Genomic DNA, 21372 nt, shown 5'->3' on the forward strand with positions numbered 1-21372 from the left:
CTTTCGCAACTTTTGCCCAACCAGAAACGTTTTAACCAACCGACAAAACATTCAGGAAGTGGAAATCACCGATGCGCAATGAAGACATCCCCGTCATTCGACGCATTCCCACCAATCGTGAAGATGTATTTGCTTTTGCAATTGAAGGGCATCTCAATGACGCAGCCCTTGAAAATCTCTATGGCCTGCTGGATGCTGCCTATGAAGGCCATGAAGAAATCGACCTGCTGATCCGTCTCACGGGCTATGAAGGCGTTGACTGGGGTGCGGCATTCTCTGAAAGCATGTTATCCATGCGTGCAAAATCATTGCGCCATCTGCGCCGCTACGCAATTGTCGGCGGACCACTTTGGATACAGGCCAGTGTCACGCTGATGCAGCCATTTCTCGCAATCGAAATGCGTACATTTGAGGCGGATGATGAGCAGAAAGCATGGGAGTGGCTCAGCGCCGAGCCACGAGAGCAATGACTATTTAACAATCGTCAATTGTTCCGCAGCACGTGTAATGGCGGTATAAAGCCAGCGTTCACGCGTGTCGCGGAATGCATAGCTTTCGTCAAACAACACGACATTATCCCACTGCGAACCCTGGGCTTTGTGCACAGTCAGGGCATATCCATAATCGAAATCGTCAAAACGCTTCTTGGTTTGCCACGGAATTTCAGCGTCAGGGTCTTCAAACTGCGCTTTGAGCAGCTTGATCTTGGCAACGCCACGATCTTCATCTTCGGGCGAAACCAACAGATTGATGCCGGGCTTCACCGTTTCCTTCGATGAGGTCATCACCTTCCAGAGCGAGCCATTGAGCAAGCCTTTGGCCGGATCATTGCGCAAACAAACCAGCTTATCGCCAGCCTGCGGATATTCGGCGCTGAAACCTTTCAGCTCACGCAACCGCTGGTTATAGCGCTTGCGCGTGCGATTGGTGCCGACCAGCACCTGATCAGCCGCGAGTACCAGATCTTGATTCACTTCCGCCTTGGAAATAATCTTCGCCCGACCCTCATCACAATAGCTCAGTTCGCGACCCTCACGCACATCCAGCGCCATGCGGATGATGGGGTTGTCACGCGCCTGACGATGGATTTCTGTGAGCAGAAAATCTGGATCATGTTCAGTGAAGAACCCTCCACCAGAAATTGGTGGCAACTGACCCGGATCACCCAGCACCAGAATAGGTGTTCCGAATGTCATCAGATCGCGACCAAGCTGCTCGTCGACCATAGAGCATTCATCGACAACGATCAGTGCTGCCTTCGCAACCGGGCTTTGACGATTGAGCGAAAAGGTTGGCGCAATCGAAGTTTTGCCGGTCGTTTCATCCTCAATCGCTTCTTCCCCACGCGGACGATAGATCAGCGAATGGAGCGTACGGGCGTTGTTTGCGCCCTTGGAGCGCAGCACCTGCGCGGCCTTGCCGGTGAACGCTGCAAACTGAACCTCACCATCGACATGCTCGGCAAAATAACGCGCGAGCGTGGTCTTGCCCGTACCTGCATAGCCAAACAGTCTGAAGATAGGCGAACGCCCTTCCTTCAGCCACTTGCCAACGGCTTTTAAAGCCTGATCCTGTTCCGGTGAAAACTGCATCCTCTGTTCAGACAGGATTCGCCGTCCGAACACAAGATCAAACCGTGATCAAACCTATCTGCTCACCAATGCGGCAAATTTATCAAGATCAACATTGCCACCGCTAACGATCACACCAACACGTTTGCCTTTCAGTTCTGGTGCCATTTGCATAGCACCAGCAAAGCCGAGACAACCCGTTGGCTCAACCACCATCTTCATGCGACTTGCGAAAAACTTCATGCCCTGCACCAATTCATCGTCATTAACGGTCAGAATATCACGCGCATTTTCACGGATAATGGCAAAGGTGATGTCCCCCAAAGCTTGTGTCTGCGCACCATCTGCCAAAGTCTTAGGAACATCGATATGCACGATCTTGCCAGATCGGAAAGATTGCTGACCGTCATTTCCTGCTTCCGGTTCAACACCATAAACATCACACGAAGGCGAAAGCGCCTTCGCAGCCAGAGCCGACCCCGCCAGCAATCCACCACCGCCCAGACAGACGAACAATGCATCCAATGGGCCAACCTCTTCGATCAGTTCCTTTGTGGCCGTGCCCTGTCCTGTAATAATATCCAGATGATTAAACGGTGGAATAAGCGTCAGCCCGCCCTCGTCTGCAAGCCTCTTCGATAGAGCGTCGCGATCCTCGGTATAGCGATTATAGGTAACAACTTTTGCGCCATAGCCACGCGTTGCATCGAGTTTCGCAGCAGGGGCGTCCTCGGGCATGATGATCGTTGCACCAATATCGAGCAATTTCGCAGCCAGTGCTATTGCTTGCGCATGGTTACCGGAAGAAAAAGCCAGCACACCCAGCGCTTTCTGTTTATCCGTAAAACGCGACAAAGCATTATATGCGCCACGAAACTTGAATGCACCAATGCGCTGGAAGTTCTCACATTTGAAGTAAAACTGAGCACCAGTTTCATGATCAATGGTGGAGGAAGTAAAAACTGGCGTGCGATGCGCGTGCCCTTCAATGCGTCTGGCAGCCGAAACTACATCATCATAGGTTGGAAGAGCAGACATCATTCACCTTTTGAGCATTTATGGCCAAAAGAAATTAGCCCAATAAAAAACCGGCACAATCGAACTATTGTGCCGGTTACAATTATAATCGTGTCCATTTTCTCGAATTTACAGTCCCTGCGGACCACGGTTCATCGCAGCCACACCAGTGCGGCAGATTTCCACCAGACCAAGCGGCTTCATCAGCGAGATGAATTGATCGACTTTGGCCGTCTTGCCAGTGATTTCAACGATGAAATGCTCGGTCGTCGCATCAACAATCCTGGCATTGAAAGCATCGGTCAGACGCAGCGTTTCGGCACGCGCTTCGCCCTTGCCAGCCACTTTGATAAGTGCCAGTTCGCGCTCAATCGGACGCTCATGACCGAGTTCAACGGCGCGATGGGTCATATCAACCACGCGATGCACCGGAACAATACGCTCCAGCTGATGGCGGATCTGATCAAGCACATTTGGCGTGCCGCGCGTCACAATCGTAATACGCGACAAATGCTGCTCATGCTCGGTTTCAGAAACCGTCAGGCTTTCAATATTATAGCCACGACCTGAAAACAGGCCAATGACTCGGGCTAGAACACCCGGCTCGTTATCAACGAGAACCGAAAGCGTATGCGTTTCTGGAGTCTGGGTATCGGCTGCGATGAAATATGCCGAGCCGGATGCTAGATTTTGTGCGTTCATGTTCTTTACTCCGGATCAGACTAGGGCGCGGCCCTTGGCATCAATAGCATTGGCAACGGCTTCGTCAGTCGCTTCATCTGGCAACAGCATTTCATTATGCGCCTTGCCAGACGGGATCATCGGGAAGCAGTTGGCGAGATTTGCAACGCGGCAATCGAAGATAACCGGCTTGTTGATTTCAATCATTTCCATGATTGCATCATCAAGCAAAGCTGGCTTGTCACAACGAATACCATGCGCACCGTAAGCCTCAGCAAGCTTCACGAAATCAGGCATTGCTTCGGTATAGGAATGCGACAGGCGATTGCCATGCAGCAACTGCTGCCACTGGCGAACCATACCCATATATTGATTGTTCAGAATAAAAATCTTGATGGGCGCATTGTACTGAATGGCCGCCGACATTTCCTGAATGCACATCTGGATTGATGCGTCACCGGCAATATCGATAACCAGCGCATCTGGATGCGCGATCTGCACGCCGAGAGCTGCTGGCAAGCCATAACCCATGGTGCCGAGACCACCGGACGTCATCCAGCGATTTGGCTCTTCAAAATCCATGAACTGTGCAGCCCACATCTGATGCTGGCCAACTTCGGTGGTGATGTAAGTATTACGATCTTTGGTCAGCTCGTTCAAACGCTGCAATGCATATTGCGGCATGATAACATCTTTGTTCGGCGCATAAGCCAGCGAATTGCGGCCACGCCAGCGGTCGATCTGACCCCACCATGCGCTAATCGCGTTTGCATCCGGTTTTTTCGAGGCCGCACGGAACTGGCGAACGATATCTTCCAGAACATGCGCAACGTCGCCGATGATCGGTACATCAACGCGAACGTTTTTGTTGATCGAGGATGGATCAATATCGATATGAATTTTGCGCGAATGCGGCGCAAAAGCATTGAGACGACCTGTGATACGATCATCAAAACGCGCACCAACGCAGAGCATAACATCGCAATCATGCATGGTCATGTTGGCTTCGTATGTTCCGTGCATACCGAGCATTCCGAGCCAATTCTTGCCCGATGCAGGATAAGCACCCAGACCCATCAAGGTTGATGTGATCGGGAAATTGCTGATTTCAACCAGTTCGCGAAGCAATTTCGTTGCAGCAGGCCCTGAATTGATAACACCGCCACCGGAATAGATGACCGGCTTCTTTGCGGTCAGCAGCATTTCAACAGCCTGTGCAATAGCATTCTTGTCGCCTTCAATGGTCGGGCGATAGCTGGTGCGTGGCGATGTCTGCGGTGGCGTATAGATGCCGGTTGCAAACTGAATATCCTTGGGAATATCAACCAGAACCGGACCGGGACGACCCGTCGAAGCGATATGGAACGCTTCGTGCAAAACACGCGACAGATCATTTACGTCACGAACCAGCCAGTTGTGCTTGGTGCATGGGCGAGTGATGCCAACGGTATCAGCTTCCTGAAAACCATCAGAACCGATCAACGATGTTGGAACCTGACCGGAAATGCAAACCAGTGGGATCGAGTCCATCAAAGCGTCCTGCAACGGCGTTACCGCATTGGTCGCACCCGGACCGGATGTAACCAACATCACACCAACCTTGCCGGTTGCACGTGCATAGCCTTCGGCGGCATGACCTGCGCCCTGCTCGTGGCGAACCAGAATATGTTCAACCTTGTCCTGCTGGAAAAGTTCGTCATAGATCGGCAGCACGGCCCCGCCCGGATAGCCGAAAAGATGTTCCACGCCATGATCGATCATAGCCTGTACAACCATTTCCGCGCCGGTCATTTCGCGTTGTCCTGCGGAGATCGTTGCCGCCTCGCTTTTTGCTGCCGTCATCGTCGTCACTTCCCGTCTGCTTTACATATTCAATTCGTTGATGTTCAGATAACAAAAAAGGCCCCCGAGGGAGCCTGTCTTTCGCGCATGGGAGCTTTCGCCGGATGGTTACACCATCCTGCCCATGCGCGTACGTACCACAAGAATAAGAGCTGTTCTGTTCATGGCGGCGAGACTAATCAGCGAAAATCGCGGCGTCAACGCATAATTGCATTAAACGCGATCTTTTCTTCTGCCAAAGAGACTAAATCGATAAGATTATTACCCTAGCAATGCATTTTCGCCCGAGGTGAATACCTTCCAGCTCTCATCAAGCTGGTTTCGGAACCATGTCGATTGCCTTTTGGCATATTGCCGCGTGGCGATAACCGAAAGCCCAATGGCTTCTTCCCGCGTCATCTCGCCGGCAAAAAATGCTGAAATATCGCGCACACCGATCGCCTTCATCGCGGGCAATGCCAGATCAAGATTAAGCGCGTTCAAAGCACGCACTTCGTCAAGCGCCCCATGGTCCCACATGAGATTGAAACGCTGAGCAATCCGCTCGCCAAGCCACTTGCGATCGGGCAGCAGTACGATCTTGGCTGCGCTTGCATCATCAACGAGAGCCGTTCCGGTATTCTTCTGCCAGTGCAGCAGCGACTTACCTGTTCCCTCAAACACCTCCAGCGCACGCACAATGCGCTGACTGTCGGTCGGACGTAACGTTGCAGCTAATTCAGGGTCACGCTCCGTGAGCATCATATGAAGCGCTTCCGCTCCATCCTCACTCATTTTGTTGCGCCAGTAGTCACGCACATCGGCAGGCACTTCCGGCATTTGAGAAAGTCCGCCCAGAAGCGCACGGAAATAAAGTCCGGTGCCACCGACAAAGATCGGCGTGCGCGTTTTAAGATCATCGCGCGCGAGCAAGGCTTCAACATCGGCAAACCATTTACCCGTCGAATAGGAAACGGAAGGCGCAACATGCCCATAGAGATAATGCTCAGCTTGGCGCAACTCATCTGGCTGCGGGCGTGCGCTCAACAGATCAAGAACGTCATAAACCTGCATGGAATCCGTATTGACGATGAAGCCACCAGTCTTCTTTGCCAAATGAAGGGCAAGAGCCGACTTGCCGCTGGCCGTTGGGCCAGCTATCAGGATTGCATCCTTTGCCGCTTCACTCATCGCAGGAAATGCTCCTCATGTCCCGATCCGTTTCCCTCATTGCTACACTGATTGCCAATCCAGCCAAAGCGCTGCTTGTTCCATCGCTGGGGATAAAAGCCTCGGCGGCAGTGAATGCAACCGGACTTTACTGGCTGGCCGATGGTATCGCCTGCGATATTCCACTTGGCTCTGGCATAAGCCGGGAAGAAGCAGAAACTGCATTGCGGACTGCCCTTGACGGTGCACCAATCGATGTCGTGGTGCAGGAACAAGACGCAAGGCGCAAGAAAATTCTGATTGCTGACATGGATTCCACCATGATCCAGCAGGAATGCATCGATGAACTGGCCGAAGAAGCAGGCCTGCGCGAACATGTGGCCGCGATCACTGCACGCGCGATGAATGGGGAGATCGAATTCGAGCCAGCCCTGCGCGAACGCGTAGCACTTTTAAAAGGCTTGCCGCTATCGGTTATCGATAAGGTTATCGCCACACGCATAACGCTTATGCCGGGCGGCGTGGAACTGGTTCGCACCATGCGCAAACACGGCGCTTATACCGCACTGGTGTCCGGTGGCTTCACTTCTTTCACGCATCGCGTTGCCGAAATGATCGGCTTTAATGAAGACCGCGCCAACACGCTCCTTCACGATGGCAAGCATCTGACCGGCAAGGTTTCCGACCCAATCCTCGGGCGTGAAGCAAAGGTCGAGAAGCTGATCGAAATCGCTGATCGTCTTGGACTGACACCAGAAGATGCGATCGCCGTAGGAGACGGTGCAAACGATCTCGGCATGATCCAGCTTGCAGGCACAGGCGTTGCGCTTCACGCAAAACCAGCGGTCGCAGCACAGGCGAAAGTCCGCGTAAACCATGGCGACCTGACAGCCCTTCTTTATATTCAGGGCTATCGCAAATCCGATTTCGTAGAATAGGCTATCTGAATCAGTTCGGCAGAAAATCGCTATAAACGATTCAAACGACAAACAAAAAAGACGTCGCAAAACTCTGCGACGCCTTTTATTTTTCACTAGAATAGTGACTTAATCGATGCGGATCGTCACGAAACGCAATTCTCCAGATCGCGAAGCCAGCATTAAAAGCGCATTCTTTCGACCTTCGCGGCGAAGGGCATCAATCCGCTTCTTCACGTCCGCTGGTGTCTTAACTGTTACTTGACCAATATCGACAATAACATCGCCGGTTTCGACGCGCTTCTCACTGGCAGCCGAACCGGGGGCAACATAAAGCACAGCCACGCCTTCCACGTCTTCGGCAATGCCAAACTCGCCACGCACATCATCATTGATCTCGGCGAGCTTCATACCCATCACGCTGGTGCCAGCCTGCTCCTTCTGCTCTTCTTTAGGAGCATCCGGCAGTTCCTGGCCTTCTTCTACGCCCTCGCCTTCATCTGGCGGCGGAGCCTGATCTTCGGTTGCGGCATCGGTCGCCTTATCATCGTCCACCAGACGGCCAAGTTTAACCTTCACGGTTTGATCGCTGCCATCTCTGATAACGACGATTTCCACTTCGTCGCCAACTGCACTTTCAGCCACAAGACGCGGCAGATCACGGGCGCGCTCGACTGGCTTGCCATCGTAACGGATCACCACATCACCGGCTTTGATCTGCTTGTTATCGACATCAGGGTTTTCGATAACACCCGCAATCAAAGCGCCTTTGCTTTCTTTCAGACCAAGGCTCTGCGCAACATCATCGGTGACAGGCTGAATACGCACGCCAAGCCAGCCGCGGCGTACTTCGCCAAATTCCTTGAGCTGATCGATAACACCAACGGCCATTTCAGCAGGAATGGCAAAGCCAATACCGATTGAACCACCAGAAGGCGAATAGATCGCCGTGTTGATGCCAATCACCTTGCCATCCATATCGAACAGCGGGCCACCGGAATTACCGCGATTGATCGCAGCGTCGGTCTGGATAAAATCATCATAAGGACCGGATTGAATGTCGCGCTTACGCGCCGAGATGATACCAGCCGTGACCGTACCGCCAAGTCCAAACGGATTGCCGATCGCCAGCACCCAGTCACCGATTCTGGCCTTTTCGGAGTTTCCAAACTGCACAGCCGTAAGCTTATGCTTAGTGGGATCGACTTTGAGCACCGCCAAATCGGTCTTGGTATCCTTGCCAACCAGCTCGGCTTTGAGCTTCGAGCCATCGACAAAATTCACTTCGATTTCATCGGCATCGGCAATGACGTGATTGTTGGTGACAATAAACCCCTGGGTGGCATCGATAACAAAACCGGAACCCAGCGATTGCACTTTACGCGAATCGTTGTTTTTGCCGCCATCTTTGTCATTGAAAAAATCTTTGAAAAGTTCCTCAAAGGGAGAGCCCTCGGGCACCTGCGGCATCGGAACGCCGCTGTCTTCTTCACCGTCTTCCTTGACGGTCTGCGACGTAGAGATGTTTACGACCGCATCAAGAAGCCCTTCAGCAAGATCGGCAACCGAACCCGGCCCCTGCCGGATCGGTGATGTCTGTTGAGTCGTCGCCTCTTGCGCCAATGAAGGCGCTGCTCCAATCGCTACCGTCCCCGTAACGCTCATCGCTCCAAGAGCTACAGTTGCAAAAAGGGTGCGGGTAAAACCCGCCTTGGGTGCAATTGCCATGAAGCTCTGCTCCGTTTCTGTCTGCGGTAAGGAATCCAGAAGATTAGATCGCTGCAAAATACGGCCTGTTTACGGCCCCGCATAAGGTAGCGACTCAAAATAGAGCATAAGTCCGATCAGAGTGAAACGAGGATCGATAAGATTATGCTTAAAGTAAAAGAAGTTAGAGCGCCGATCTGATAAAATCAGACCGAAACTCGCTCTAAAGCAGATGAAGCGGCTTATCCCCTGACAAGCCAGACAATAAACACGCCGATTGCAAGCGCACAAAGCCCGGCAATACGCAACATGCTTTCCGGGGTTTCAGAAGCATCGCGTGCGAGCTTCTTTGCGAAAAAAGGAAAGCCGCCGTAGAGCAGCCCTTCGAAAACGAAGAGCAGTCCCACGGCGGCCAGAAAATCGCTCATATGCGATAATCTCTCTTACTGTGCCGACGGTACCGGCTGTGCCGGTGTTGGCAACTGAGCACCAGATTGACGGAAGAACTTGAAGAACTCCGAATCTGGCGAAATAACCAGCGTAGTATCAGGCGTTTCAAGTGCCTTGCGGTAGGCTGCCATCGAACGATAGAAGGCATAGAAGTCCGGGTCTTTCGATGCAGATTCAGCAAAGATTGCACTGCGCTCAGCATCGCCTTCACCGCGAAGGATTTCTGACTCCTTACGCGCTTCTGCAACCGTTTCTACAACCTGACGATCCGCGATAGCGCGAATGCGCTGTGCTGCTTCACGACCACGCGCACGCAGACGTTCTGCTTCAGCAAGGCGTTCTGCCTTCATACGCTCATAGGTCTGCTGCGAAACTTCTGCAGTCAGATCCGTACGGCGAATACGAACATCTTCAATGGTGATACCAAGCGAAGTCGCATCCGAGCGAAGCTGATTTGCAACTTCACGCATCATTTCTCCGCGTTCTTCAGAAAGTGCAGCTTCAAAGCCGCGCTGACCGTAGACACCACGCAATGCAGCATCAAGACGTGTGCGAAGACGCTGTTCTGCAAGAAGAGTGCTACCGGAAACCGTCTCGCGGAACTTTCTTGGGTCAGTAATACGATAAACGAGGAATGCATCTACGTCGTAGAACTTACCGCCCGCAACCTGAACACGAATATCGTCGAGGTCAAAGCGCAACAAACGATCGTCAATCAGCTGGACCGTGTCGGCATCCATGAAACCAAGCGGCATTTTGAAGTAGATGCCCGGTTCGGTTTTCACGTCAACAATCTGACCGAAGCGAAGGACAATCGCCTGCTGACGTTCATTGACGATGAACACCGAGGAATAAACGATGAAAGCGACGACGGCGATAAAGCCGACGATAAACGGAAGCCTGTTATTGGCCATGATCAGTTACCCCCGCTATTCGTCGTTGCATCGGCAGCACCGGGACGCGGCTGCTGGCGCATAAGTTCGCTTAAGGGAAGGTATGGAACAACATCCTTACCCGCTTCCACGATAACCTTCTTGGTGCCAGCCAGCACTTCTTCCATCGTTTCGAGGAACAGACGGTTACGCGTTACTTCCGGCGCATTCTTATATTCGTTTACAATCGAACTGAAGCGCTGCGCTTCACCCGTTGCATCCTGAACAACACTGTTTTTGTAAGCGGCGGCTTCTTCACGAAGCTGTGCCGCCTGACCGCGTGCCTGACCTAGGCGCTGGTTGGAATACTGATTGGATTCTTCAACAAAACGATCTTCGTCCTGTTCGGCACGCTGCACTTCATCAAACGCATCAGCCACTTCAGCAGGCGGCGCAGCGTCTTCGATGGAAACCGCATTGACCTGAATACCAGTATTATAACGATCAAGTGTTGCCTGAATAATTTCGCGAACGCTCTGCGCGATCTCAGCACGGTTGTCACGGAAAACGTCCTGTGCCGGACGACGACCGACGATTTCACGGATCGCACTTTCTGAGACCTGCTGCACCATCGCATCTGGGCTATCGACGTTGAACAAATAAGCACGCGGATCGGAGACGCGATAAAGCACCGAGAACTGAACATTGACAATGTTCTGATCGCCGGTCAGCATCAGGCCCTGCGTACCAGTACGCGAACCCTGCGCACCAATATTGATCTGCTTTTCAACGATCTGAGCTTTTTCAACAGTCTCAACCGGCCAGAAAAGGAAATGCAGGCCAGGCTCGGAAACTTCAGCTTTCGGCTTACCAAAAACGAGTTCTACCGCGAGCTCATCTGGCTGAACGGTATAAACGGACTGAAAAAGCCAGAAACCAACAATGGCAGCACCAATCAGAAAGTAGAACGGGCGGTTGCTGTTGCCTTTTCCACCGCCGCCACCGCTGCCGGGGAAAACTTTTTTCAGGCGATCCTGGCCCTTACGAAGAATATCTTCGAGATCAGGCGGCGTGTTTGGTCCGCCACCGCGCGGACCCTTTGGTCCCTGACCCCATGGCCCGCCGTTGCCGCCATTATTATTGTTATTGCCGTTATTATTATCGCCGCCGCCACCCCATGGGCCACCGCCGCCGTTCTGATTACTCCAGGGCATCCTCACCTCTCGTCCGGGACACGGGAAAGCGAGTGCCAACTCCCGTCATCAACTAATGTTACCGTTTTATAGGCATCGCGAGGCCCGCTTTCAACGTGAAGCGACAATTTTCCTGCTTTATAATTACGCAATGCGTCTTTCGTACTGAATATAGCGTGTCGGATGGCTGTCTTTTTCGCCTTGCGGCACATCTTCACTCGAAATGGCCCGCCAGATTTGCGAATCGATTGCAGGAAAATAAGTATCGCCATCAATGGTCGCGAGAACCCGTGTCAAATGCACTTTGTCGGCTAAGGGTAACGCCTGCGCGTAGATATTACCGCCTCCAATAATGCAAACTTCATAAACGCCAAGCTCTGTTGCGAGCCTGCTCCCGAGCGCGATTGCATCCTCCAGCGCGCCAACTATCTGCGCGCCTTCCGCTACAAACGCACCATCGCGCGTGATCACGATATTCGGGCGCCCCGGCAAAGGACGACCGATGGATTCCCATGTCTTGCGTCCCATAATAACAGGCTTGCCCAATGTCAGCGCTTTGAAGCGCTTGAGATCAGTCGAAAGCTTCCATGGCATATCATTGTCACGGCCAATAACGCCGTTTTCAGACGCAGCGACAACAATCGATAATGTAGGCTTCTTATCAAGCATGTCTTATACCGCAATCGGTGCTTTGATTGTCGGATCGGCTTCATAACCGACCAGCTCAAAATCCTCAAAGCGGAATGCGAACAGATCCTTCACATCGGGATTTATGCGCATGACAGGCAATGGTTTTGGCGTGCGGGTTAGTTGCAGACGCGCCTGCTCGAAATGATTGGAGTAGATATGAGCATCACCGAGCGTGTGAACGAAATCGCCCGGCTCAAGCCCCGCAACCTGCGCAATCATCATCGTCAAAAGTGCATAAGACGCGATATTGAACGGGACACCCAAAAATATATCCGCCGAGCGCTGATAGAGCTGGCAGGAGAGCTTGCCATCCGCGACATAGAACTGAAACAGGCAATGGCATGGCGGCAAGGCCATTTCATCGACCAGCGCGGGGTTCCATGCCGAAACGATCAAACGTCTTGAATTAGGATTTTCGCGCAACATCTTCAAAAGATTCGCGATCTGGTCGATATGACGACCATCAGGCGCTGGCCATGAGCGCCACTGGTAGCCGTAGACAGGACCAAGATCACCATTCTCATCCGCCCATTCATCCCAGATCGAAACGCCATTTTCCTTCAAATAAGCGATATTGGTATCGCCTTTGAGAAACCACAGCAGTTCATGAATGATAGAGCGCAGATGCAGCTTCTTGGTGGTCAGAACCGGAAAGCCTTCCGCCAGATCGAACCGCATCTGATAGCCGAACACCGAACGCGTACCTGTTCCGGTGCGGTCGCCACGGTCAGAGCCATTGTCGAGCACATGCTGGAGAAGGTCGAGATAGGTGCGCATAGAGATACTTTCGAGTCGATTCGTCTTAACTCAATATAGAGCATTTCCAGCAAAAGTGCGCAGCGGTTTTGCGTAGGATAATGCGTAAAAACAATGAGATAGGCAGGCTCAATTCAAAAAGGGAGCCGCTACAAGCAAAAATCCCGGCGTTATGACACCGGGGTTTTCAATCTCATATGTGGACGACGATCAGAGATCGCCGAGTTTACCAAGCTGCTTTGCAACCAGATAATAGAAGGTTACGCGGTGCTTGTTGCGGTCGCCCTTCATGACTTCTGCGACGTGGTCAACGACTTCGACAGCCTTGGCCTCATCAGCAACGCCGAGTTTCTTATGCACCCAGCTATCGCGAACGCGTTTCAATTCTTCAGGATCTGTGACCGAAACAAGAGAGGAATCGCGATTGCGCAGTGCAATACCGAGATGCTTTACGATCTTGTCGACAATTGCTTCATCAGCGCCAGCATCATAACGACGGACATCCGCGAGATATTCACTCATATATCCACTCTCCTTCGATTAGGTATTTGCCCCGTTTAAACCTCAGCGCACCCGGACAGCTTTTCTCACCACCCAGCCTGCACCGAAAGTATTGTGAGGATTGACCAGCCTGCGCTGACTGTCAATAAAAATGAACGCAAAACGCGAAGCGTGCCTGTAAACAACAACCTGCTAAATCACATTTCACCTCTTCCAATCGGAAAGAAGGACGCCTATATAAGGCATGTCAGCGCAAGCTGACTATGGTGATAAACGGACGATGTAATAAACCTATTGGACCCGGGGGCGGTACCCGGCGCCTCCACCACAACGCAAGAAGCATTTAAAGCGAGTTGCGCTGCGGCGGGGGCGAAATAGGATCGACAAGGGTGTAAAGATCGCTCTTTTGCTCGGCATGATACCACCGTTATCGGGTCACAAGTGTAGTTGCAAATGACAACAACGCTAAGGGTTATGCTCTCGCTGCCTAATGGCGGTGCGGGAAATCCGACCTAAGTCCTTAGGGTTAGCACCTTAAGGCGGGGTTCGGAGGCACCTGGCAACAGAAGCCTCCACTTTTCCCTTCATCGCATCACGACGACTTCCGATTCGGGTTGCGTTTTGCGTGCGAATAAAATCAGCGTCAGCAAGAGCGCCATAAGCGCACAAATCGCAATACCTCCGATCATTGGCAGTGCCGATCCGTCAAAAAACGCGCCGGTAATACCAATCGCGATGCCGCCGATTACAAAATGCAGCGTTCCCAGAAGTGCCGATGCAGTTCCGGCAATTTCACCGTGATCTTCCAGCGCCAACACAGCGGTTGTCGGAATCACCAAACCAAGAAAGCCATAGCCGACAAACAGGAAGCTCGCGATCAACCATAGCGAATTATGCCCCATCAGAACCGCCACAAACATGGCAAGCATGATGGCTGCAAAGCCCAAAACCGCAACGCGCATGACGCGCCGCAATCCATAGCGCGATCCAAGCCAGCCATTGAGCTGTGATACGCTAAAGAAAGACACCGCATTCACCGAAAACGCTATCGCATACTGACTCGGTGTCAGGCCGTAATGCTCAATCAGAATGAATGACGAATTGGCCAGATAAACGAAGAACGACGCGATGCCGAAGCCGCCAATACAAGCCAGCCCCATGAAGTAACGGTCCTTGAGCAAACGACCATAACCGCGCAATGCACTGCTGATATTACTCTCCAAACGCGCCTCAGCCCCTCTCGTCTCCTGAAGCGAAGTTGCAATCAACACGATACCGACAATTGCAGCGACCAGTACCGCCCAGAACACACCACGCCAGCCAAAGAAATCAATCAACACCGAGCCGCTCAATGGTGCAAGAATTGGCGAAATCGAGAAAACCAGCATTAAAAGCGACATGAGCCGTGCAGCATCCACGCCCGTGTGAAGATCGCGCACGATCGCACGCGGAATAACGGAACTTGCCGCAGCACCCAATCCCTGAATGAAACGAAACAGCACCAGAATGTCGATATTTGTGGCCAGAGCAGAACCAATGCTGCCAACCGCAAACAGGATAAGTCCGCCATAAAGCGGGAGCTTACGACCAACCATGTCCGAGAGCGGGCCGCAAAAAAGCTGAGCAAGCGCTAAAGCAATGAAAAATGCCAGCAGGCTCATCTGCACCGCACCTGTTTCTGCATGCAGATCGGTTGCAATTGTTGGCAAAGCGGGCAGATACATATCAATGGCAAACGGGCCAATAGCCGACAAAAGTCCAAGAATAATTGCGTTGCGCACGAGACCTGAAGTCATAGAGCCTGAACGGGAGCCTGAACTCATTGGGGGAGTACTTTCATCAATGTTTCGTGAGTCGCCTTTTACGATTTCAGATCCATTCGGCCCGCGGCATCACTTGGGAGGATGAAAAGCCATGGGTCTAAATATCGCAAAAGAAGTTCTATCCACATGTAAATGCTACATATTTTCTACTACTCCGCGATGTTTCAGGTCCCCCACCTAATATCGCAGCCTTTGAAAATGGTGTAACAGCCCTCATAATGGACAGGCAGTCAAAACTGATTTGACACAAGTGTAAAATTAGACACCATTGTCCAAACCGTCAAGCCATCTTATGTTGTGGATATGAAACCTACTGACATTCTCGATATAGCCGTTTTATCGGACAGAAGTGCCACCCTTTCCAAAGGGGCAAATCCCGCATCTGTGAAACCCGGGCAATGCATGAAGCGCGACTTCATTCTTTGCGCAGCAGCGCGCGTTTTTTATCGCGACGGCTTTCAAGGCGCGAGTATCGATCTGATTGCCAGTGAAGCAGGCGTTTCCCGTCAGACAATCTATAATCATTATCGCGACAAGGAAGCTTTGCTTGCAGCTGTCGTAGACGATGCATTCGACCGAATGACATCAAGCCTTTTCGCCGTGCTCGCGACCTTCCCGCAATCGGGCGGAAATCTTGAAGCAGACCTGATCGCTTTTTCGATTCGCATGAGCCGTAACTGTGTCCATGATTCGTCCACGGTGTTCCTGCGCAAGCTGTTCCAGTCCGACGAGGATGCCCTTCCGCTGCATGGAAATGTCTGTGGCAACAAGGGACCTGCACAAGCAGTGCCCGCGATTGCGGCACATCTGGCACGCCTCGCGCTTGCTGGCGAGCTGAACATAGAAGACCCTGACCTGGCGGCACGTCACTATTTGGCGCTGATCAACGCCGATATTCATTATCACCTTCTGACCGGTCAGACTGTCGATGAATCGATCATCGAGAAAAGCTCCATCAATGGTGTGCGGACGTTTCTGATGGCTTTTGGTAAAAGCCGGTAGTTCGCATTAATCTTGCGCCAGAATTCGCGCACCAATTGTCTTCAAAATGCAACCCGCGCTAGGGTTGAGCGTTTTCCTGATATAATTTTCAATTCCCTTGAGAACAAACTTGACATCAACCTGCGAATCCGTGGGATAAGCAACTTATGGTACAGGACCTGATCCGTTATGATATTTTAGCTCAGGAAGCCCTACGCGGCGTCATTCGCAAGGTTCTTGCGGAAGTGGCGACGACTGGCCTGCCTGGAAACCACCACTTCTTCATCACGTTCCTGACGGGAGCGCCTGGTGTAAGAATCTCATCGCGCCTCAAGGAGAAATATCCTGAGCAGATGACTGTGGTATTGCAGCACCAGTACTGGGATATGCTGGTCACAGACCAACTGTTCGAAATTGGTCTGTCCTTTGGCGACGTTCCTGAAAAGCTGACAATCCCCTTCTCTGCCATTCGCGGCTTCTACGATCCATCGGTGAATTTCGAACTCGAATTCGATGTTTCCGTGGTCCAGCCAGCGAGTGACAATGATGAAGGTGGCAATATTTCTTCGATAGAGTTGATTTCTTCCGACGAAGCACCCGCAAAGCCGCAGAAGCCAAAATCCAAGCCACGCAAAACTGCCGCTGAAAAAGAAGAGGCTGCTGCCAAGGACAAAGACGCAACAGATGGCGACGACGAAGACCCAAAGCCGTCTGCCGATGTCGTGTCGCTCGATTCATTCCGCAAAAAGTAAAGCATGTTGCGGAAAAGTAGGGACCGACTTCGCAGGGAAATCAGTCCACAGGACTGATTTCTGATCCCGCTATGATCCGATAACGACATGCGTAAAACAAAGAATTAAAGCGAACGGCTCTCGTTCACCTCTTCTCTGCAATTTGAAATCGCCGCATTGATTTAAACACGACGGTAGGTGTTCATGAGCGAGATCGTCAATCTGCGCCAGTTCAAAAAGAACAAAGCGCGCGCGTCTAAGGAAAAACAGGCCGGGGAAAACCGCGTCTTTTTTGGTCGCACCAAAGCCGAAAAGAATTTTGCGCGGGAAGAAGCCCGCAAGTCTGAGAATTTCCTCGTAAACAACAAGCTCGAACCAAGCGACAAGCCGGACGATGCGACGTGAGCCCGTCAGTGCGTCTCCGCAAACGCTCTGTGAGCATTCGTGGCCATGCTACCAGCTACACGCTTGAAGAACCGTTCTTCGAAATCCTTGAGGAAATTGCGCAGCAACGACAATTGTCCGTCGCAGCACTCATAGCTGAAATCGACGGGCAGCGCGACCGCACCATCAATCTTTCATCCGCCTTACGCCTCGGCGTACTCGACTGGCTGAAATCGAAGATTAAAGCTTAGGTTTATCGGCCGGCGATTGTTCCAGGTCTCTTAAAAACTCATTGAGCGACTGACCGCCCTGCCCGTTCAATTCTGTTGGCGGGTTGCTTTCCACAGCAGGTCTTTGAGCCTCAAGAGCCTCTCTGGCGGCCTGTTCACGCGCCTGAGCTTCCGCTTTGAGGCGCGCTTCCTCTGCAAGCCGCAAACGTTCGCGTTCCTGCGCATCGGACGAAAGAAGGTCCAACTGCCGACGCAGACGCTGCTTTTCCATGATGCTGGCCTGCATTGCCTCGACGCGTTCCTGCTCGCGTTCTAGCGCACGCTGCGTCAGAAACTGCACCAGTGGCTGACGATCAATGTTAACGGACGGGTCGTCATAAGTTCCACTGACGACATATCGCAAACTCGCAGCGCCAGCAGCATCTGTTTCTTCCGCGCCGTCAAAAGCGAAGCTACCATTACCACTTAGACCCAATGTCGAAAGATCAATCTGCATATCGCCTGCAAAAAGCGTGTTACCGCTTCGAAGGCTGACCGGGCCCAGCCGCACGATGCCGCCTGCAATAGATACATCAAACTTGCTGTTTCCGGCGACAAAGCGTCCGTTTCCGGAAGCTGTTTCAGCAATAGCCATAAACTGCTTTGCATCAACCTGTGTGCCGCCTGCTGGTTGATCAACGATAGCGTCAGCGGCTTTCAGCATATTGGGGAAGGCAGCCGGATCCACACCATTGATCGTTAAATTTTCCACCTCGATGCTACCCGAACCAGTCAGCGAAGCAACGAGTTCAGCAATGCTCGAACCGCTGCCATTCAGCGTCATTGCCGTCTTCACGCCGCCTGCAAATGGATGGCCAATCTCCGGACGATAAATATTGGCGAGGTCCGCCCCGCTCCATTTAAGATCGGAGTTAAGAAGTGCTGCCTTATCATTGTTGCGCAAAGAGACATTGCCAACCAGATAGCCGCCTCCCCAGTTCCCGGTCAGTTCATTGAGATTAAGGTGATCCATCCCCTTTTGGAGCCGGGTCGAAAAATCAGAAATGATTCCGAAACTGCCCATGTCTGCCTGCGCAACATTGAGCTTCATATCCAAAAGCAGCGGCAGCGACGGACGCGCCGAAAAAGCACCCTTTGGCCAGATAGATTTCTTGGTATTGTTGGAAGGCTCCAAGGCATCCTGGCCAAGCATAATCGCCGCAAGACTGCTCATATTAAGCGATGCAAGCTTCGCTTCACCCTTGATTTGCGGCAATCCGCTATCGGCAAAATTAGCCTCAAGCCGTGCGGTCACATCATCGCCACCAAGTTTGCCTGCAAAGTTTGGAAAACGTAACAAGCCCTTGGCAAACTGGAAGTCGCTGGAAAGATCAGCCGACAAGCCTTCACCAAATCCCGGCAATGTGTAACCCGCTGTAGCAATGAACGGCTGCAAATCCGCAGACTTAATGCTTGCCTTACCGCTTGCAGCGATATCGCCACCGACCAGCGACAGAATACCATCGGCGAGTGCCGTTCCATCGGGTGCCGTGAGCTTTAATTGCGTGCGCATACCCGCACTTGGCGCGCCCTGCATGGTGAGATCGGCAGTCAATTCACCCGCAAGCCCCAGCGGCAATGACGGAACGCCGAGCAGAGCAAGAACAGTTTCACCATTTTGCGATGTGGCCGTGCCGTTCAACTGCATCTGAACCGGATCGCTTTCGCTGCTACCACCGCTCGTTGTGCCGGAAAGGTCGAGTTTCATTCCGCCCGCTTTGCCAGTCACGCTGAAAGACGCCTCACCGCCCTTGGCAGGTGCTTTGGTCGCCGTTTCTTTGGTGCGCGAGCCTTTATCGTTGCCCGTCGTAGGCACAGGAGCCACATCGCCGCTCGGCGCTGCAACTGCATTGGCAATGATATTGATCTGGGTGTCGTCAAACAGTCCCGGATAATTATCAGCGCGCGCAGAAAGCGACCGGAAAAATGGAATTTGCGGATGACGATGCGCAACCAGCGTCAGAAAATGCGACAGATCAGCAGATAACAATGTCGCATCAAGCGTGCCTGACGGCGCAGTTGCGAAAGGTTCATAAGAACCTGTTGCGGTCAGCGTCGTACCGGCGACATCATTAATCATCAGGCGATCAAAATCAAAGCGCCCATCATGCATACGAACCGCAAGATCAACATTCCCCGCTTCCATATCTTCATACTGAACAGGCCCCGCCTTAAAGGCAATATCGAGTGCCTGCCCGCCAAGTGAAGCCATGCCATGACCGCTGGAGAAAAAGCCGATAAAGGCACGCAATGCGGTACTATCAACCGCACCGCCTTGAAGACGAAGCGTGATCGCTGGATCAGCAGAACCAATAACCTGTCGCAGGAAATTGCCTTTCAGCGTGGTCTTGCCCATGCCGATTTCAAGATCGTCAATACTCTGAACGCCTTCGCGCAAATTGACCTTGCCGGAAAAACCGACGCTATCCAGTTTACGGATCGATTCATCGACGGTTTCATTGAGCCATGACGCAAGCCCGGAAGGCTGACGCGATGCCACCAGCATATCGCCGTCAAAGCCAAAATCACGCCCAACCGAGAGCTTGCCCTTGGCTTCGATTTTCGTCCGGCCCGGCAAATCAGCTGCAAACTGGCGAATATTCCAGCGCTTTCCATCCGGCTCCGCGCTAATCATCACCGAACGAATTGTGGTGCCACCGGCAATCACCGCAGGCAAGCGCAAATCGACATTGCCCGGCATATTGGGGATCGGCAGTTGCTCAAGCATGCGACGCACCGGCGCCAGACGCTCATTCACCGGAACAGGTACAGCGGCCTGATCTTCTGTCGTCTCGACCGGTCCCCAGAAAACCTGCTGACCGTCGGCACTGATTTCAAAATGCGGCTTATCGCCATAATCGATCAAGGCCTTACCGTTCACCACGTAAGGATTATCGGCAGGCCCCTGCTCCATACGAAACTCGCTGGCATCAAAGCGGCTTCGATCAGCATTAAACTTTCCACTCACCCGAAGATCACTGAAAAACGGCTTGTCAGTAGGAGTTTTCTGATTTTGACCAGTCGGCGAAACCGCATCGGCTGACCGCAGCGAGAAGTTACCGGCATAGTTGAGGCGGCCTTCTTTAAGGATAAGATCGCCATCAGTCTCAAATGAAGCCGGAATTGCTTGTGGAGAAATACGCGCACGCAGTCTTAATGAGCCATCGGACTTGGCTTCACCACTGTTAAGATCGAGCGCGAGCTTCTGTCCTTCTATATCCAGCGTACCACTGGCTTGCCACGGTCCCGCGAGACTGTTGGCAGAAAGCACCGCATTGATTGCGGTTGCGGTGTGAACACGCCCGCTTAATTCATCGCCAAGGGTCGCCGTGCCATCGGTGATCGAAAGCCGCTCCACCTTGATATGTGATGGATCAATTGGCGTTGACGGACGTATCGCCCAGTCAACCTTGCCATCCTTATCAAGAGAAATATTGACGGTCGGACGCTCGACCCGCATATCGAAAATCAAAAGCTGTCCGCGCAGAAACGGCATCAGCTCCGCATCCATCGAAAACGTGTCGACGGTCATCACGGGATCGGCGCTATCTGCACCAACCCGCACATCGGAAAAAGCCACGGATGGGAACGGCAAAAGCCGCGCACTGACATCGCCCGTTACATGAACCGGACGACCGAGAATGCGGCTTGCCTCGCGTTCGAAATCGGCACGATAGCCGCTCCAGTCGACAAAAGGCGGTACGACCAGCGCTGCAGTTAAAAGCAACACCAGCAAACCACCGACGATGACGAATATGCGGCCCAAAAGAAGCTCCGATTAGGAAACGATTTTACCACGCGAAACAAAGGCTGAATCACGTGGTCTTTATCTGTGCAA

At 52.4% G+C, this 21372-nt stretch carries 20 protein-coding genes and 1 other RNA gene; 7 read left to right on the forward strand and 14 right to left on the reverse strand.

Annotation, left to right across the window (positions count from 1 at the left end; all coding sequences use genetic code 11):
* The first annotated feature begins 71 nt into the window (after positions 1–71).
* Complete coding sequence (locus CEV31_RS01245) at positions 72–470, forward strand: SpoIIAA family protein (protein ID WP_094505097.1); 399 nt, start codon at positions 72–74, stop codon at positions 468–470.
* On the opposite strand, the gene CEV31_RS01250 is transcribed toward CEV31_RS01245, so the two are convergent.
* From CEV31_RS01250 to miaA, 5 genes are all read right to left on the reverse strand, one after another.
* Positions 471–1592 carry an ATP-dependent DNA helicase gene (locus CEV31_RS01250; RefSeq protein ID WP_094505098.1) on the reverse strand — a complete coding sequence of 374 codons (1122 nt, stop codon included), beginning with the start codon at positions 1590–1592 and terminating at the stop codon, positions 471–473.
* A gap of 54 nt (positions 1593–1646) precedes the next feature.
* Positions 1647–2609 (reverse strand): threo-3-hydroxy-L-aspartate ammonia-lyase, encoded by a 963-nt coding sequence (locus CEV31_RS01255; protein ID WP_094505125.1) that lies wholly within the window; start codon positions 2607–2609, stop codon positions 1647–1649.
* A 108-nt stretch (positions 2610–2717) separates the two neighbouring features.
* Complete coding sequence (ilvN, locus tag CEV31_RS01260; RefSeq protein ID WP_094505099.1) at positions 2718–3290, reverse strand: acetolactate synthase small subunit; 573 nt, start codon at positions 3288–3290, stop codon at positions 2718–2720.
* A gap of 15 nt (positions 3291–3305) precedes the next feature.
* Entirely contained in the window at positions 3306–5111 is a 1806-nt protein-coding gene (locus CEV31_RS01265; RefSeq protein WP_210190862.1) for an acetolactate synthase 3 large subunit, read from the reverse strand.
* 261 nt (positions 5112–5372) lie between these two features.
* Positions 5373–6281, reverse strand: a complete 909-nt coding sequence (gene miaA / locus CEV31_RS01275; RefSeq protein ID WP_094505101.1) for a tRNA (adenosine(37)-N6)-dimethylallyltransferase MiaA — start codon at positions 6279–6281, stop codon at positions 5373–5375.
* A gap of 17 nt (positions 6282–6298) precedes the next feature.
* Between miaA and serB the strand changes: the two genes are divergently transcribed.
* Entirely contained in the window at positions 6299–7198 is a 900-nt protein-coding gene (gene serB / locus CEV31_RS01280; protein ID WP_094505127.1) for a phosphoserine phosphatase SerB, read from the forward strand.
* A 108-nt stretch (positions 7199–7306) separates the two neighbouring features.
* On the opposite strand, the gene CEV31_RS01285 is transcribed toward serB, so the two are convergent.
* The 7 genes from CEV31_RS01285 to CEV31_RS01315 all read right to left on the reverse strand — a co-directional run bounded on the left by CEV31_RS01285 (position 7307) and on the right by CEV31_RS01315 (position 13367).
* On the reverse strand, positions 7307–8905 hold the full coding sequence (locus CEV31_RS01285) for a Do family serine endopeptidase (RefSeq protein WP_094505102.1): 1599 nt from the start codon (positions 8903–8905) through the stop codon (positions 7307–7309).
* 221 nt (positions 8906–9126) lie between these two features.
* Complete coding sequence (locus CEV31_RS01290) at positions 9127–9312, reverse strand: DUF2065 domain-containing protein (RefSeq protein ID WP_094505103.1); 186 nt, start codon at positions 9310–9312, stop codon at positions 9127–9129.
* Between the two features lie 15 nt (positions 9313–9327).
* Complete coding sequence (gene hflC / locus CEV31_RS01295) at positions 9328–10248, reverse strand: protease modulator HflC (RefSeq protein WP_094505104.1); 921 nt, start codon at positions 10246–10248, stop codon at positions 9328–9330.
* Between the two features lie 2 nt (positions 10249–10250).
* On the reverse strand, positions 10251–11420 hold the full coding sequence (hflK, locus tag CEV31_RS01300) for an FtsH protease activity modulator HflK (protein ID WP_094505105.1): 1170 nt from the start codon (positions 11418–11420) through the stop codon (positions 10251–10253).
* Between the two features lie 123 nt (positions 11421–11543).
* Complete coding sequence (locus tag CEV31_RS01305) at positions 11544–12068, reverse strand: dihydrofolate reductase (protein ID WP_094505106.1); 525 nt, start codon at positions 12066–12068, stop codon at positions 11544–11546.
* A gap of 3 nt (positions 12069–12071) precedes the next feature.
* Complete coding sequence (locus CEV31_RS01310; protein ID WP_094505107.1) at positions 12072–12866, reverse strand: thymidylate synthase; 795 nt, start codon at positions 12864–12866, stop codon at positions 12072–12074.
* Positions 12867–13055: 189 nt separating this feature from the next.
* Positions 13056–13367, reverse strand: coding sequence for a DUF2853 family protein (locus CEV31_RS01315; protein WP_094505108.1), 312 nt, complete (start codon positions 13365–13367; stop codon positions 13056–13058).
* A 186-nt stretch (positions 13368–13553) separates the two neighbouring features.
* Here CEV31_RS01315 and ssrA point away from each other — a divergent pair.
* Positions 13554–13923, forward strand: a transfer-messenger RNA (tmRNA) gene (gene ssrA, locus CEV31_RS01320).
* A 7-nt stretch (positions 13924–13930) separates the two neighbouring features.
* Here the strand turns inward: ssrA and CEV31_RS01325 are convergent.
* Entirely contained in the window at positions 13931–15142 is a 1212-nt protein-coding gene (locus tag CEV31_RS01325) for a multidrug effflux MFS transporter (RefSeq protein WP_094505109.1), read from the reverse strand.
* A gap of 330 nt (positions 15143–15472) precedes the next feature.
* Here CEV31_RS01325 and CEV31_RS01330 point away from each other — a divergent pair, with 330 nt between their 5' ends.
* The 4 genes from CEV31_RS01330 to CEV31_RS01345 all read left to right on the forward strand — a co-directional run bounded on the left by CEV31_RS01330 (position 15473) and on the right by CEV31_RS01345 (position 17516).
* The gene (locus CEV31_RS01330) at positions 15473–16171 is read left to right on the forward strand and encodes a TetR/AcrR family transcriptional regulator (RefSeq protein ID WP_094505110.1); all 699 of its coding nucleotides are present in this window, start codon (positions 15473–15475) and stop codon (positions 16169–16171) included.
* A gap of 146 nt (positions 16172–16317) precedes the next feature.
* Positions 16318–16902 (forward strand): SspB family protein, encoded by a 585-nt coding sequence (locus tag CEV31_RS01335; RefSeq protein ID WP_094505111.1) that lies wholly within the window; start codon positions 16318–16320, stop codon positions 16900–16902.
* A 183-nt stretch (positions 16903–17085) separates the two neighbouring features.
* Positions 17086–17286 (forward strand): DUF4169 family protein, encoded by a 201-nt coding sequence (locus CEV31_RS01340; protein WP_094505112.1) that lies wholly within the window; start codon positions 17086–17088, stop codon positions 17284–17286.
* Positions 17283–17516: a ribbon-helix-helix domain-containing protein gene (locus CEV31_RS01345; RefSeq protein ID WP_094505113.1), complete on the forward strand. Its 234-nt coding sequence runs from the start codon at positions 17283–17285 to the stop codon at positions 17514–17516. The genes CEV31_RS01340 and CEV31_RS01345 overlap by 4 nt, the downstream gene beginning before the upstream one ends.
* Here CEV31_RS01345 and CEV31_RS01350 read toward each other — a convergent pair.
* Complete coding sequence (locus CEV31_RS01350) at positions 17506–21300, reverse strand: AsmA family protein (RefSeq protein ID WP_094505114.1); 3795 nt, start codon at positions 21298–21300, stop codon at positions 17506–17508. The genes CEV31_RS01345 and CEV31_RS01350 overlap by 11 nt on opposite strands.
* Positions 21301–21372 lie beyond the last annotated feature (72 nt).

Source organism: Brucella thiophenivorans, assembly GCF_002252445.1.
Lineage (GTDB): Bacteria > Pseudomonadota > Alphaproteobacteria > Rhizobiales > Rhizobiaceae > Brucella > Brucella thiophenivorans.